The organism is Microbacterium murale (assembly GCF_030815955.1).
Taxonomy (GTDB): domain Bacteria; phylum Actinomycetota; class Actinomycetes; order Actinomycetales; family Microbacteriaceae; genus Microbacterium; species Microbacterium murale_A.
Genome location: NZ_JAUSXK010000001.1, coordinates 1,051,955 through 1,065,608, shown reverse-complemented (window position 1 = coordinate 1,065,608; position 13,654 = coordinate 1,051,955). Strand labels below are relative to the sequence as shown.

General features: G+C 67.0%; 12 protein-coding genes. 8 read left to right on the top strand and 4 right to left on the bottom strand.

Annotated elements, in window-relative coordinates:
• Positions 1-18 precede the first annotated feature (18 nt).
• Positions 19-1,425 (top strand): hypothetical protein, encoded by a 1,407-nt coding sequence (locus QFZ46_RS05225; protein WP_307359045.1) that lies wholly within the window; start codon positions 19-21, stop codon positions 1,423-1,425.
• Here QFZ46_RS05225 and QFZ46_RS05220 read toward each other — a convergent pair.
• From QFZ46_RS05220 to QFZ46_RS05210, 3 genes are read right to left on the bottom strand one after another with little or no spacing between them, the layout of a single operon-like run.
• Positions 1,404-1,940 (bottom strand): hypothetical protein, encoded by a 537-nt coding sequence (locus QFZ46_RS05220; protein WP_307359043.1) that lies wholly within the window; start codon positions 1,938-1,940, stop codon positions 1,404-1,406. The genes QFZ46_RS05225 and QFZ46_RS05220 overlap by 22 nt on opposite strands.
• Positions 1,925-2,470 (bottom strand): hypothetical protein, encoded by a 546-nt coding sequence (locus QFZ46_RS05215; protein WP_307359041.1) that lies wholly within the window; start codon positions 2,468-2,470, stop codon positions 1,925-1,927. The genes QFZ46_RS05220 and QFZ46_RS05215 overlap by 16 nt, the downstream gene beginning before the upstream one ends.
• The gene (locus QFZ46_RS05210) at positions 2,467-3,180 is read right to left on the bottom strand and encodes a hypothetical protein (RefSeq protein WP_307359038.1); all 714 of its coding nucleotides are present in this window, start codon (positions 3,178-3,180) and stop codon (positions 2,467-2,469) included. The genes QFZ46_RS05215 and QFZ46_RS05210 overlap by 4 nt, the downstream gene beginning before the upstream one ends.
• 153 nt (positions 3,181-3,333) lie before the next feature.
• Between QFZ46_RS05210 and QFZ46_RS05205 the strand changes: the two genes are divergently transcribed.
• From QFZ46_RS05205 to QFZ46_RS05175, 7 genes are all read left to right on the top strand, one after another.
• Positions 3,334-7,011, top strand: a complete 3,678-nt coding sequence (locus QFZ46_RS05205; protein ID WP_307359036.1) for a proline dehydrogenase family protein — start codon at positions 3,334-3,336, stop codon at positions 7,009-7,011.
• Positions 7,012-7,104: 93 nt separating this feature from the next.
• Positions 7,105-7,539, top strand: coding sequence for a hypothetical protein (locus QFZ46_RS05200; RefSeq protein ID WP_307359033.1), 435 nt, complete (start codon positions 7,105-7,107; stop codon positions 7,537-7,539).
• Positions 7,539-7,754 carry a helix-turn-helix transcriptional regulator gene (locus QFZ46_RS05195; protein ID WP_307359031.1) on the top strand — a complete coding sequence of 72 codons (216 nt, stop codon included), beginning with the start codon at positions 7,539-7,541 and terminating at the stop codon, positions 7,752-7,754. Before QFZ46_RS05200 ends, QFZ46_RS05195 begins: the two co-directional genes overlap by 1 nt.
• Before the next feature lies 1 nt (position 7,755).
• Positions 7,756-8,760: an NAD(P)-dependent alcohol dehydrogenase gene (locus QFZ46_RS05190; protein WP_307359029.1), complete on the top strand. Its 1,005-nt coding sequence runs from the start codon at positions 7,756-7,758 to the stop codon at positions 8,758-8,760.
• A gap of 172 nt (positions 8,761-8,932) precedes the next feature.
• Positions 8,933-9,829 carry a dimethylargininase gene (ddaH, locus tag QFZ46_RS05185; RefSeq protein ID WP_307359027.1) on the top strand — a complete coding sequence of 299 codons (897 nt, stop codon included), beginning with the start codon at positions 8,933-8,935 and terminating at the stop codon, positions 9,827-9,829.
• Positions 9,826-11,025 (top strand): ornithine--oxo-acid transaminase, encoded by a 1,200-nt coding sequence (gene rocD, locus QFZ46_RS05180; protein WP_307359025.1) that lies wholly within the window; start codon positions 9,826-9,828, stop codon positions 11,023-11,025. The genes ddaH and rocD overlap by 4 nt, the downstream gene beginning before the upstream one ends.
• A gap of 111 nt (positions 11,026-11,136) precedes the next feature.
• Positions 11,137-12,231 (top strand): hypothetical protein, encoded by a 1,095-nt coding sequence (locus tag QFZ46_RS05175; RefSeq protein WP_307359024.1) that lies wholly within the window; start codon positions 11,137-11,139, stop codon positions 12,229-12,231.
• Between the two features lie 30 nt (positions 12,232-12,261).
• Here the strand turns inward: QFZ46_RS05175 and QFZ46_RS05170 are convergent, their stop codons facing one another.
• Positions 12,262-13,596, bottom strand: a complete 1,335-nt coding sequence (locus QFZ46_RS05170) for an MFS transporter (RefSeq protein ID WP_307359023.1) — start codon at positions 13,594-13,596, stop codon at positions 12,262-12,264.
• Positions 13,597-13,654: the final 58 nt, after the last annotated feature.

Genomic DNA, 13,654 nt, shown 5'->3' with positions numbered 1-13,654 from the left:
GCGCGCTAACGTAGGGGCGTGCTGACGATCCTCGCCACGACCGGACGCGTGCTGCTGCGGCACTGGCCGTCTCTGCTTGCGTGGTTCGCGGCTGGCACGCTCGGGCACTATCTCGCGATCCAGCTGGCAGGCTATGTCGGCGCGTGGAGCTCCACATGGGGATTCGTGCTGCTGCCGTTGGCGATCCTCTTCAAGCTCATCAGCTTTGTGGCCATGTTCCTCGTCGTACGCGACGGACTGCACAACCTGCAGGCGATCGCGCCCCTGTCTGAGAATGCGGCTGAGCGCCGGAAGACCTTCCTCGCGACGTTGCTCGTCAGCATCCTGCCGTTCTTCGCGATCTACGCCGCCTGGGGTTTCCTGCAAGACGACGTCACCGACTACGCCACGCAGGCGCTAGAGGTGCGAACCGGCGTGGCATGGACGCAGCTCGCGGAGCAGATCGAATCAGGCGAAACCGCCACCGAGGCGAGTGCGCTGCCCGCGGATGCCGTCCTGCAGCTCGGCTTCAATGTCGCGAGCGTCTCCGTCATCGTGGTGGCCTTCGCGGGGCGTTGGGCGTGGAAGCGGTACGGAGCGCGACTGCCGAAGGTTCTCTCACTCGTCGCCGTCTACCTGGAGGCGGTCTGGGTCTGCTTCTCCCTTTTCCTCATCAGCGATGGCATCGCGGCCGTCACCTCGTGGGTCGACGGCCGCGCCGCCATGGTGTGGATCGGCGATATCCGTGAGTGGGTCGGCTCCCAGCTCACGCCGGTCGCGTGGATCTGGGACGGCGTGGAATGGTTGCTCGGCGAAGCCGGGGGCATCCTGCTTCAGCCGCTCGCGTGGCTGGCCATCGCCGGCGTGATCTACGGGCAGGCGATCGTAGCCGAGAACGTACGGCTGCGTCACCGCTTCTTCAAGCGCACCCGGCAGCGGGTCGAAAGCCTCCCCGGGCCCGTGTCCCGCTGGCTGAGTGAGTTCGGCGAGCAGTTCATCGGCCGCTTCCGTCCGCTCGGTAAGGCGATCGTGTTGATGTGGCGGGCCGGACCAGTGATGATCGCCACGTACGTCTTCCTGTACACGGTCGTGATAGCCGCGGACGCGCTGCTCAGCCTCGCGATCACGCGTGTGCTGGGCCCGAATGACCTCGAATCGTTCTGGCAGGTCGCCGACAGCCTGATCTTTCTGCTCGTGCCGATGATCCTCGAACCGATCCGGTTCGTTCTCGTGGCCGCGTCGTACGACGCCACGCTCGGCGCCCTGCGGAAGCAGGTGGCCGAGGAGACACAGGTGACCGAGGAGACACAGGTGGCAGCAGAGGCACAGGTGGCAGCAGAGGCACAGGTGGCAGCAGAGGCACAGGTGGCCGAGAAGACTCGCGTGGCCGCCGAAGTGGTCGATCCGAGCCCCGCACCGACGACTCAGGGGTCGATCGAGAACTGAACCATCTGCGGGGCGACCGCCGCCGGTGCGATATTCACCCAGAACGGGCCCTCCGCGTCCTTCGGCACTATGTAGGGCAGGAGCAGCTCGTACGGCTCAGTCGCGGTGCTGTCGCAGATGGTCGGCTCGTCGGGGTTCGACAACACCCCCAGGTCGAAGCGCCCCTCACTCCATTCGCGTCCGCTGCTCTGCTCGATCAGCGTCGGCGCGAGGCAGGAGGGCGGGTCTTCGCCTGGAGCGACGGGGATGACGGCGACGACCACTTCGGCGCCGTCGGGCAGCGTCAGGCCTTCGACGTTCTCGAGGTACTGACCGCGGATGGGTCCCCACGTCGCACCTGCGAGCTCGACGGTCCCGTCTTCGGTCTCGGGTGCGACCGGGGTGCCGGAGCGGTAGAGGAAGTACTCCTGCCATTCGTTCCATCCGATGACTCCGGCCGTGACCGGCGCGAGCACAGCCAAGGCGATCAGCGGCACTGTGTTCCGTCGCCACCAGCCGGTCATGGCGTCGCCCATTCCGTGTCATGCACTGGTTCCTCGGCGCTGATGGTCAGTTCGTCGAACGGGATCGTCAGCTCGATAACCGAATCGAGACGGGTGTCGCCGCTGGGAGAGAGGTGCAGGACGCCGGTGCCAGTCAGCGCGTCGTCCGGGAGTTCGAACGCGATTGTGCCTGTGCGAGGGATGCCGGGGACGAGCCTGGTCGAGAAGATCGAGTCCATTCGCTCACTCGCGCGGAATTCGCGACCGCCGATCGTCAGCGTCGCGCCCTTGAGAAGACTGTCGGTCGTGACGGCTTCGGCCTTCAGATCGACGAGCAGCCAGGTTCCCTCGGCGCTCCATCCGCTCGAACTCGTGACGGTGCTCGCCGCGCGCACGTCGAGGACCGTGACGACGATCTCGCGTCCGACGGCCTCGGAGCCGACCGCGGTGGCGACGATGAAGGGCTCGGACGCCGCGTCGTCGGAGGGCGTGAGGAGCTGGACGAACCAGGCGCCGACAAGCAGGACGAAGGTCGCGACCCAGGGCAGCCATTTCTTCATCATGATTCCTCCTCCGCGGGTGGGATCTCTTCCACAGGGAGATCGGCGAACCCGGCGACGGTGACGGCGGCCCAGTATCGCCCGTGCATCACCGTGCTGCCGACGAACTCGGTCGCAGTGTGCAGGACAACCCGAACCTCGGTGAGATCAGCGAGATCAGCGGTCGAGACCAGCCAGCTCAGGGCGATCTGCGTCCGGACGTTCGGCTGCAACCACGCGTCAGCGAAGTTCTCGTCTTCGAGTCGGGTGATCGCGGGCGCGACATCTGGGAAGCCTTCGATGCGCACTTCTACGGCAGAACCGTCGCTTTCGGCCCGGCGAGGGACGTCGCTGAGGTTCGTGACATCCATGATGAGCGTCAATACGCGCTCGTCCACCCCCGCGTCGGCGATGAGGCCGGAGTATTCCAGCTCCTCGGCGACCGTGACTCGTATCGGCGTCATCTCCAATTCTGCGCCGGTGAACGTCTCGCCGGGGCCGATCTCCGGGAGAGGAGGCTCCGGGACGGAGGCAAGACCACCGAACGCGGCGGTGACAGCGAGGAAGACTCCGGTCGCGCCGGTCGCGAGCCACCTCGCCGGCACACGGTCGATGGCCGCACGAGCCCATTGATTGCGCCGCGGCACGGATGCGGGTGGCGCTGCGGACGCCAGAGGAGCCACACGCGGCGAAGCATCAGGAGCAGCGGCAGTCGGAGCCGCAGCATTCTTCACCCTGGGCAAGCCAGTCTCCGGCGTGCTCGAAGAGCGCCGCTTACCCCCCTGGTCGGTCACAGCAACATCTTAGAGTGGTGCGGGTGGGCCGAGTAGCGGCCGCTCTACAGTGTCACTCGCGTCATCGTGCGGTCGCGCTCCTAGGCTGATCACATGTCAGAGTCGTCGCTGCACGGGGCCGGTCAACTCGCCGATCAGGCCGTAGAACTCGCGCGTCGTTGGATCGCCGATGCGGCGGAGATCGAGGTCGATCCAGCGGCAGCGCGCCTCGCCGATCTGCTGCAGGACAAGAACGGCCTTCCGTTCACTCTCGGGTTCGTCGACGGGGTGATGCGGCCGGAGAGCCTGAGCGCCGCTGCCGCCCAGCTGCAGCGGATCGCACCGATGGTGCCCGATTTCCTCCCCTGGTACCTGCGCGGCGCGGTGCGTCTCGGCGGTGGCATCGCGCCCGTGATCCCCACTCCTACCGTGCCGATCGCTCGTCGTGTGCTGCGTGAGATGGTCGGGCATCTCGTCGTGGATGCGCGCCCGGCGAAGCTGGGCCCGGCGATCGAGAAGCTCCGTGAGACGGGTGCTCGGCTGAATCTCAACCTGCTCGGCGAAGCCGTGCTGGGCGAGGCGGAGGCGAAGCGTCGTCTCGACGGCATCCACGATCTGATCCAGCGCGACGATGTCGATTACGTGTCGGTCAAGGTCTCGTCGGTCATCAGTCATGTCTCGATGTGGGCGTTCGACGAGGTCGTCGAGGCGGTCGCAGCCCGCCTGCTGCCGCTCTATGTGACCGCCGCATCGAACGGCACCTTCATCAACCTCGACATGGAGGAGTACCGCGACCTCGATCTCACGATCGCGGTGTTCACGCGCATCCTCGAAGACGCGCGCCTGCAGCGTCTCGAAGCGGGCATCGTCCTGCAGTCCTACCTGCCCGATGCGCTCGAGGCGCTGCGTGAGCTCACGGCGTGGGCGAAGGCACGCGTCGAGCACGGCGGGGCCAAGATCAAGATCCGCTTGGTCAAGGGTGCGAACCTCGCGATGGAGCGAGTGGATGCTGTGATGCACGGGTGGCCGCTCGCCACATACGACACCAAGCTCGACACCGATGCGAACCACCTGCGCCTGCTGGATGAGGCGCTGCGTCCGGAGAACACCGCCGCGGTTCGGATCGGTGTCGCCGGCCACAACCTGTTCGGTATCGCGCACGCCTGGCTCCTCGCCGGCGAACGCGGCGTCACCGAGGACGTCGAGTTCGAGATGCTGCTCGGCATGGCTCAGGGTCAGGCGCAGGCCGTCTCACGCGACGTCGGATCCGTACTGCTGTACGTGCCCGTGGTCAAGCCGGACGAGTTCGATGTGGCCATCAGTTACCTGGTGAGGCGGCTCGAAGAGAACGCGGCACCGGAGAACTTCCTCTCCGCGGCATTCCACCTGCACGACGATTCGGCTCTCTTCGAGCGGGAAGAGGGCCGCTTCCGCCGGGCGCTGGAGCGGGCGGGCGATCGCACGATGAGGAGCGTCCCGTTCCGCATTCAGAACCGACAGGCACCGGTGCACGAGTCGCTGCGACCGACGACGGCCGCGCAGATCGATGATGGAGACCTCACGCAGGCGGTGCTCGGCATCGCCAGAGGCTCGGACGGCGCGGACGGGTCGGACGGGTCGAATGGCGAAGCGTTCGTCGAGACTGCGGTGTACTCCCGCCGCGAGGCGGAATCCGATTCCGCAGGAGCACCGGGGTTCGCCAACACCACGGACAGCGATCCCGTTCTTCCGGCCAACCGCGAATGGGCGGAGGGCATCCGCGCCCGCATCGCGACGTCTAGGGCCGGCGAGTCCACTCTGCTCGACGCCAGAATCGACGACGCAGCAGTGCTGGAGCAGAGGATCGCGCAGGTTCGCGCTGCGGCACCGGCGTGGGGGGCGCGATCCGCATCCGAGCGCGCCGAGACACTGCTGCGCGCTGCTGCCGCGCTGGAATCGCGTCGAGGCGAACTCATCGAGGTCGCCGCATCCGAGACCGGCAAGGTGTTCGCCGAAGCGGACATCGAGGTCAGCGAGGCCGTCGACTTCGCTCGTTACTACGGGGCCAAGGCGCGCGAACTGGATGCCGTCGCCGGTGCCGCATTCGAGCCGGCCCGTGTCACCGTCGTCACGCCGCCGTGGAACTTCCCCATAGCGATCCCCGCCGGTGGCGTGCTCGCAGCGCTCGCCGCCGGTTCCGGCGTGCTCTTCAAACCGGCACCGCAGGCCAGGAGGTGCGCGGCTGTCGTCGCCGAGGCGCTCTGGCAGGCCGGCATTCCGCGAGACGTCCTCACTCTGGTCGACGTCGACGAGGGAGACCTGGGGGAGCGTTTGATCGCACACGAAGCGGTGGATCGCGTCATCCTCACCGGCTCTTGGGATACCGCAGCACTGTTCCGATCCTGGCGTCCCGACCTGCCACTGCTCGCGGAGACCAGCGGCAAGAACGCGATCGTCATCACGCCGTCCGCAGACCTCGACCTCGCCGTCGCCGATCTCGTGAAGAGCGCCTTCGGGCACGCAGGCCAGAAGTGCTCCGCCGCCTCGCTCGTGATCCTCGTCGGACCGGTCGGCCGCTCCAAGCGCTTCGCCCGTCAGCTGGCGGATTCGGTGCGCTCGCTCAACATCGGATGGCCCACCGACCCGCTCGCGGAGGTGGGCCCGGTCATCGAGGAGCCTCAGGGAAAACTCGCCTGGGCATTGTCGGAGCTCGAGGGCGATGAGAAGTGGCTGATCAAGCCCTCGCTTGTGGGCGGCGATGAGACCGGGCGGTTGTGGCGCCCCGGCATCCGCGTCAATGTGGAAGCCGGATCCCGCACTCATCGCGAGGAGTTCTTCGGCCCGATGCTGGGCGTCATGCACGCCCCGACGCTGTCGGCCGCGATAGATCTGCAGAACGACGTGGCATACGGCCTGACCGCCGGGCTGCACACCCAGGATCCTGACGACCTCGCGCTGTGGCTCGACCGTGTGCGCGCCGGCAATCTCTACGTGAACCGGGGCATCACCGGCGCGATCGTGCAGCGTCAGCCCTTCGGCGGCTGGAAGCGGTCTTCGATCGGGCCCGGTGCGAAAGCGGGCGGCCCGAACTATCTGATCGGCCTGGGAACGTGGCGTTCGCTGCCTCGCGGCAGGGCCTCGAGCACTCTGCATCTGCGGGGGCTCGACAGTCGCATCTCGGGACTCATCGAGTCGGCGCAGTCATCGCTGGACTTCGAAGCCTTCGAATGGCTGCGTCAGTCGGCACTGTCGGACGCTGTCGCATGGGATCGTGAATTCGGCCAGGTGCGCGATGTGTCGCAGCTCGGCATCGAGCGGAACCTCTTCCGCTATCGGCCGACGCCCGTCGTGGTGCGCGCGACGGTGGACGCCCCTCTGCAGGACGTGCTCCGAGTGGTGCTCGCCGGCATCCGCTCCGGTGCCGGCTTCTTCGTCTCGATCGCCGAGGGCCTCCCTGCCGAAGTGCGCAGTGCGCTCGGCGACCTCGGCGCACTCATCGCGGTGGAGAGCGATTCGGAGTGGGTCGAACGGATGCTGCGGCGTGAGGAACCGGCCCCCGTTGCCGTCGTCGCGCATGAGCCGGAACGCGCGTCAGGCGTGCGAGTGCGACTCGTCGGGGGGCGCAGCGCCGTCGCCAGGCTGCACCGCTTGCTGGCAGAGACTGTGGAGGGCGATCCCGACATCGCCGTCTACGACAACGAGGTCACGTCAGCGGGAAGGCTGGAGCTGCTGCCCTTCGTGCACGAGCAGTCGATCAGCATCACCGCGCACCGGTTCGGCAACCCCGATGACTGGAGTGCCGACGTCATCTGACCGATTGCACACCGACATGTAAAAGATTCTTGACACAGACGCCGTCACGGCAGTACCTTCAAGGTGTCAAGAATCTTTTACATCGGAGGCGTCATGGTCTACTCGGAACGCAATACCTGGTCGACGCTGATCGCCACGACCGTCATCATCCCCGGTTACATCGTCGTCATCCTCCAGCAGGCGGCCGGTGGGCCGCTCACGTCGGTCGACTGGTTCCCGATCATGCTCTGGGCGATCGGGATCAGCATCGCGGTCACGATCGTGCTCAGCATCCTGTGGGGAATGCTCGCAGGGTTCCGCGACCCGAAAGGCTCGACCGCCACCGACGTCCGCGACAGGGACATCGATCAGATGGGCGGGCGCGTCGAGCATGCGTTCCTCGTGATCGCGGGTCTCGGTGTCATCGCCCTGTGCGCCATCGGTTCGGATGTCTTCTGGATCGCGAACGCGATGTTCCTCGGCTTCGCGATCTCCGCGTTCGTCGGCAGCATCGCGCGGATCATCGCCTACCGCCGGGGACTCGTCTGATGGTCAAGCCCACTCTCGTCACCAACAGCATCCGCTCCCGGAGAGAGGATGCGGGGATCACCCAGGCCGACCTGGCCGGCCGCATCGGCGTCACGAGGCAGACGCTCATCGCGATCGAGCAGGGCAGGTACTCTCCCACGCTCGAACTCGCCTTTCAGATAGCCCGTGCATTCGAGGTCGGCATCGACGACCTCTTCCAGTATCCGGAGGATTGAGATGGACACCGCAGCGATTCCCGCCACCATGACCGCCTGGCTTCGCACCGACTACGGCCCTGCCGCGGGCACGACGCTGCAGAGCGTCGATGTCCCTCGGCCGGGCAAGGGCGAAGTGCTGCTGAAAGTCAGAGCGACGGCGCTGGCCGCCGGTGATGTGCGGCTGCTGCTCGGGGACCCGCGATTGGCGCGCCTCGCCTTCGGGCTGCGCCGGCCCTCGCAGCCGATTCGTGGCATCGACGTCGCAGGCACCGTCGTCGCCGTGGGCGCGGATGTTCCGCAAGAACGCATCGGCGACGAGGTCGTCGTCGAGCTGAGTGCCGGAGGAGGGCTCGCTGCTTTCGTCGTGGCATCGGCCGCCCGGCTCGTGGCTCGGCCAGACGACGTCGAGCCCGGTACCGCGGCGACGCTCTCGGTGTCAGCCGGCACCGCGCAGCAGGCGCTCGACCTCGCGGGGATCGAAGCCGGCAACCGCGTGCTCGTGCTCGGCGGGTCGGGCGGCGTCGGCACCTTCACCGTGCAGCTCGCGGTCGAACGCGGCGCGGAAGTCGATGCCACATGCAGCGAGCCGAATCGTGCGCTCGTCGAACGGATCGGTGCGACGCGCACGTTCGACCATCGCGTCTCCCCGGCATCCGCTCTGCACGCAGGAACGTATGACGCCATCATCGACATCGTGGGGAACGAACCGCTGCTGTCTCTGCGCAATCTGCTGACGCCGAAGGGAACGCTGGTGATGGTCAGCGGAGCCGGTGGGAGCGTCCTCGGCCCTCTGCCGCGGATGCTGCGCGCCGCGCTCCTCTCGATCGGGTCGGGTCGTCGCATCCGCCCCCTTATGGCGATGCCGAAGCCGGAGATGACCGCCGCCCTCATCGAACTCGCGCGCGAGGGCATGATCACCCCGGTGATCGAGCGCACCTACCCGTTCTCCGAGGCGTCCGCCGCGCTCGCTCGCGTCGAGACCGGTCATGCGGTGGGAAAGGTCGTCGTCCGTGTCGAGGAGTGAGTCGTGATCGGGCGGCGCCGGTGCGTGGCTGGCGCTTCCACAGATTCAGATGTCAGAATGAACTCTGGCGTGCCTGCGTCGCATCTTCCCCGCTATTCTCTGCATTGAGCGGCGGGTCGAACTTCCGCCGGGCCCCTGGACAGCGTCCGCCGCATCTCTTTCGAGGAGCAAGATGTCGACGCCAGAAACTGTCACCGCACCCACCACCACCCGCATCGCGCATCACCGCCGGTACCTGATGTGCCGGCCCGAGCACTTCACGGTCAGCTACAAGATCAACCCGTGGATGGAGCCTGCGAAGCCCACCGACACCGCGAAGGCCGTCGCGCAGTGGCAGAAGCTCTACGAGCTCTACCTTGAACTCGGCCACGAGGTCGAACTGATCGAGCCGCTCGAGGGCTTCCCCGACATGGTCTACACCGCCAACGGCGGCTTCCTGATCGACGGGCGGGCGTACGTGCCGAAGTTCCGCTTCGTCGAGCGCGCCGGTGAGGCGCCGGCGTTCGCCGACTGGTTCCGCGCGAGCGGATTCGACACGGTCGAGCCGGAAGAGGTCAACGAGGGTGAGGGCGACTTCCTGCTCGTCGGTGACACGATCCTGGCCGGTACGGGCTTCCGTTCCACCGGCGACAGCCACCGCGAGGTTGGCGAGGTGTTCGGCCGGGAGGTCATCTCCCTGAACCTCGTCGACCCGCGCTTCTACCACCTCGACACGGCCATCTCAGTGTTGGACCCGGTCGAGGGTGCAGCGAACGGCGGTCCGGAGCGCGCGAACATCGCCTACCTGCCCGGCGCTTTCGACGACGCCAGCCGCGCGATCCTCGAGGAGCGCTACCCGGATGCCATCCTCGTCGCCGATGCGGACGGTGCCGTGTTCGGCCTGAACTCTGCCAGCGACGGCTACAACGTGATCATCTCGCCCCGCGCCACCGGCTTCGAGAAGCAGCTGCGCGAGCGCGGCTACAACCCCATCACCGTCGACCTGTCCGAACTGCTGCTCGGCGGCGGCGGCATCAAGTGCTGCACGCTCGAACTGCGCGCGGCGAATGATGCGGAGGTGAGCGGATGACCGCTTCGACCAGTCCCGTCGCCACCGAGGCGCACGTCGCCCAGAACTACAGCCCGCTGCCCGTCACGATCGCCTCCGGTGAGGGGGCCTGGGTCACCGACGCCGAAGGCAAGCGCTACCTCGACCTGCTCGCCGCGTACTCGGCAGTGAACTTCGGCCACCGGCATCCGGATCTCGTGGCCGCGGCGAAAGCGCAGCTCGACCGCGTGACGCTCGTGAGCCGTGCGTTCATGAGCGACCGCCTCGAGCCGTTCGCAGACGCTCTCGCCCGACTGTGCGGCAAGGAGATCGTCCTGCCGATGAACACCGGCGCCGAAGCGGTCGAGACCGGCATCAAGGTCGCCCGCGCGTGGGGCTACCGGGTCAAGGGCATCGCACCGGAGAGGGCGCGCATCGTCGTCGCCGCCGGCAACTTCCACGGCCGCACCACGACGATCGTGAGCTTCAGCGACGACGAGTCCGCCCGGGATGACTTCGGACCCTACACGCCCGGTTTCGACGCGGTGCCGTTCGGCGACGCTGACGCCATCGCCGCCGCCATCACGGATGAGACGGCGGCCGTGCTCGTCGAGCCCATCCAGGGAGAGGCGGGCGTGATCATTCCGCCGGAGGGCTATCTCACCCGCGTTCGCGAGATCTGCACCGAGAAGAACGTGCTGTTCATCGCGGACGAGATCCAGGCCGGCCTTGGCCGCGTCGGCGCGACGTTCGCGTGCGACCGTGAGGATGTGGTTCCCGACCTCTACCTCCTGGGCAAGGCGCTCGGTGGCGGCATCCTCCCGGTGTCTGCTGTCGTCGGCGATCGTGATGTGCTGGGCGTGATCCGCCCCGGCGAGCACGGATCGACGTTCGGCGGCAACCCGCTTGCAGCCGCCGTCGGCCTGCGAGTCGTGGAGATGCTGGAGACGGGCGAGTTCCAGGAACGGGCCCGCACGCTCGGCGCGCACCTCGACGAGGGGCTGCAGAAGCTCATCGGCAACGGCGTCACCGCCGTTCGCGTCGCAGGCCTGTGGGCCGGAGTCGACATCGACCCCGCACGCGGCACCGGTCGCGCGATCAGCGAGAAGCTGATGGAGCGCGGCGTGCTCGTGAAGGACACGCACGGTCAGACGATCCGCATCGCGCCGCCGCTCGTCATCCGCAGCACGGAGATCGACTGGGCACTCGAGCAGCTTCGGCTGGTGCTCGAGGGCTGACCGCAGGAGACGAAGCGGGGTGGTCGGTCCTGGACCGACCACCCCGCTTCGTCTCGTCGTGGCTGAAGCTCGTTGGCTTCGGTGCCCGCTAACGTGACCGGGGGAGGGGACATGACGAATCCGCCGAATGAGACCGTGGCGCCACGGTTCTCGTTGCCGAAGCCGCGTCCGGTCAGACAGCGCGGCATCCACGCGTTCGTGTGGGACGCGTGGCCGTGGGTGAACTGGCTTCTCCCGATCTTCTTCTGTTTCCACGGTTGGCTGGGCAGCGGCGGGTGGGAGACCCTTCTCCTCACTGTCCTCTCGCCGATCATCGTGCCTGTCTTCGCTCTGCTCGCGTCTTTGCCGAGGCTCATCCTGCGCAAACGTGGTCACACGACGGCGCCCGGTCCCATGGTCTGGTTGCTGTTCCTGAACGGGTGGAGCTGGTTCATCGCGCCGCTGACCATCCCGGGACCCACTGACGGGGCGACGATTCCGTCTCTGTTGCAATCGCTGGTCGTCGTCCCGCTCTCGGACGGGTTTCAGGGGCTGATGTTCATCGGCTGCTGCATCCTCGGAGCGCTTTCCTGGGTCGCGCTCCTCGTGCTCGCAGGCACGCTGCATCCGCTGCCGGCAACGGCGGTCGGCATATGGCGGATCATCTCGTGGGGCTCTGCCTTCCTCGTTCCGATGCTCTTCGCCGTCACCGTCGTCATCGGCGTGGGCACGACGGCGAACCACCTGGACGCTGCGTCCGAGACGAGCGGGCTGGTGCACTCTCGGTCGCTGCAAGATCAGGCCGAGCTCGCGACCGAAAGATACGAACAGACCCAGCAGGCGGTCTCAGAGATACGCGCGCTGATCGCCGACGACGACTGGCACATGCTCGGCGGACTCGAGCGCAATCCGTACGCATGCCGATCCCTGAACATGGACTGCTATCTCATCAATGCTGATTTCTCGCACGACACGGCCGGCACGGGACTCGACAGGGACGCGCTCATCGCCCAGATCGAATCGCTGGGATGGAAGCCAACGGAAGGCGGCCGACTGGTCGACGCCGACGGCCGCGAACTCCAGCTCAGCACCGATGAAGGAGGATTCGTCCAGGTGGACGTCGAGAGTCCATGGTGGTGGGGAGACTCGTGGGACATTCAGGATGTGTTGCCAGATCCTGGCACCCGCCCGGAGACGTACGCTGCTGACGAGTGGCCGAGTCTCTAGCTCCTTGATCCTGTTCAGGCCCGTTCTGCCTCAGTCCTGGAGAGCGCTCGCATCGACGCCGCGTCGGAGGGTCTCCGGAAGGAACCTGATGCCGATGATGCCGATCAGGCTGAGTGCGACGAGATAGCCGGCCACGAGCCACGGTGATCCTCCGGTGGCCGCGACCAGTGCGGTCGCGACGAGAGGCGCCGTGCCGCCGACGAGTGCCGCGGGGATCTCGCGCGAGATGGCGATACCGCTCCAACGCATCCGGGTGGGGAACAGTTCGGCCAGCATCGCGGCGCTGACCCCGATCGTCCCGCCCTGGATCACGGCGAGGCCGAGGATCAGCGACAGACCCACCAACCACGAGTTCTCGGTGTTGAACAGCAGGAACATCGGGAACGCGAACACGACACCGAAGATCGCGGCGGTCATGAGTACGGGCTTGCGGCCGATGCGGTCGGCGAGTCGTCCGCACAGCAGCGTGACCGGGATCGTGAGCAGTTCGGCGATCACGAGCCCGATCAGCGCATGCGTGGGGTCGACCGAGAGCGTGCCGGTCGTGTAGTTCAGCGAGTATGTCTGCACGACGTAGACCCATGGCAGGGCGAAGACGAAGAGTGCCATGCCGGGGAGAAGGATCCGCCAATGCGTGCGGACGGCTTCGACGAGCGGTGCCGACGTCACTTCGCCCTTGCGCTCGGCGGCCTCGAACGCCGCCGTCTCCTTCACCCGAAGGCGGAAGTACAGGGCGAATGCGACGATGGCGATGCTGGCGACGAAGGGGATGCGCCACCCCCATGCCAGGAAGAGGTCGCTGGGCATCAGACTCACCAGCGCGAAGCAGCACGTGGCCAACGCCATGCCCACGTATACGGCGGAACCGGGGAACCCGGCGACGAAGGCCCGGTTCTTCGTCGGTGCGGACTCGCTGGCCATCGTCATGGCACCGGCGAATTCCGCACCGGCCCCCGCGCCCTGGAACAGACGCAGCACGATCAGCAGGATCGGCGCCCAGATGCCGATCGTCTCGCCCGTCGGCAGCAAGCCGATGAGCGTGGTGGCCAGGCCCATCATCAGCAGGGTCGTGAGCAGAGTCGCCTTGCGCCCGATCCGATCACCGAAGTGCGCGAAGATCAGGCCGCCGATCGGTCGGGCGCCGAAGCCGACCGCGAAGGTCGCGAACGCGCCGAGGGTGCCGGCGAGGCTGCCGGCGCCGGGGAAGAACAGCGGTGCGAACACCAGTGCCGAAGCGAGCCCGTACAGCGTGAAGTCGTACCACTCGATGATGGTTCCGACCGAACTGCCGATGATGGCACGGCGGCGCTGGTCCTTGGTATCGAGTCCTGATCGGTCGATGTCTGCGGCGACGACGTCAGTCATGTCACTCCTTCGTGGGCGGTCTTCCCCACGGTAGAAGTCGGCATGGCGAACCGGCGAT

Coding starts and splice junctions, on each gene's coding strand:
- ddaH (WP_307359027.1), top strand. CDS start 8,933: ATGTCGACGCCAGAAACTGTCACCGCACCCACCACCACCCGCATCGCG.
- QFZ46_RS05195 (WP_307359031.1), top strand. CDS start 7,539: ATGGTCAAGCCCACTCTCGTCACCAACAGCATCCGCTCCCGGAGAGAG.
- QFZ46_RS05200 (WP_307359033.1), top strand. CDS start 7,105: ATGGTCTACTCGGAACGCAATACCTGGTCGACGCTGATCGCCACGACC.
- QFZ46_RS05175 (WP_307359024.1), top strand. CDS start 11,137: ATGACGAATCCGCCGAATGAGACCGTGGCGCCACGGTTCTCGTTGCCG.
- QFZ46_RS05190 (WP_307359029.1), top strand. CDS start 7,756: ATGGACACCGCAGCGATTCCCGCCACCATGACCGCCTGGCTTCGCACC.
- QFZ46_RS05205 (WP_307359036.1), top strand. CDS start 3,334: ATGTCAGAGTCGTCGCTGCACGGGGCCGGTCAACTCGCCGATCAGGCC.
- QFZ46_RS05170 (WP_307359023.1), bottom strand. CDS start 13,596: ATGACTGACGTCGTCGCCGCAGACATCGACCGATCAGGACTCGATACC.
- QFZ46_RS05220 (WP_307359043.1), bottom strand. CDS start 1,940: ATGGGCGACGCCATGACCGGCTGGTGGCGACGGAACACAGTGCCGCTG.
- QFZ46_RS05215 (WP_307359041.1), bottom strand. CDS start 2,470: ATGATGAAGAAATGGCTGCCCTGGGTCGCGACCTTCGTCCTGCTTGTC.
- rocD (WP_307359025.1), top strand. CDS start 9,826: ATGACCGCTTCGACCAGTCCCGTCGCCACCGAGGCGCACGTCGCCCAG.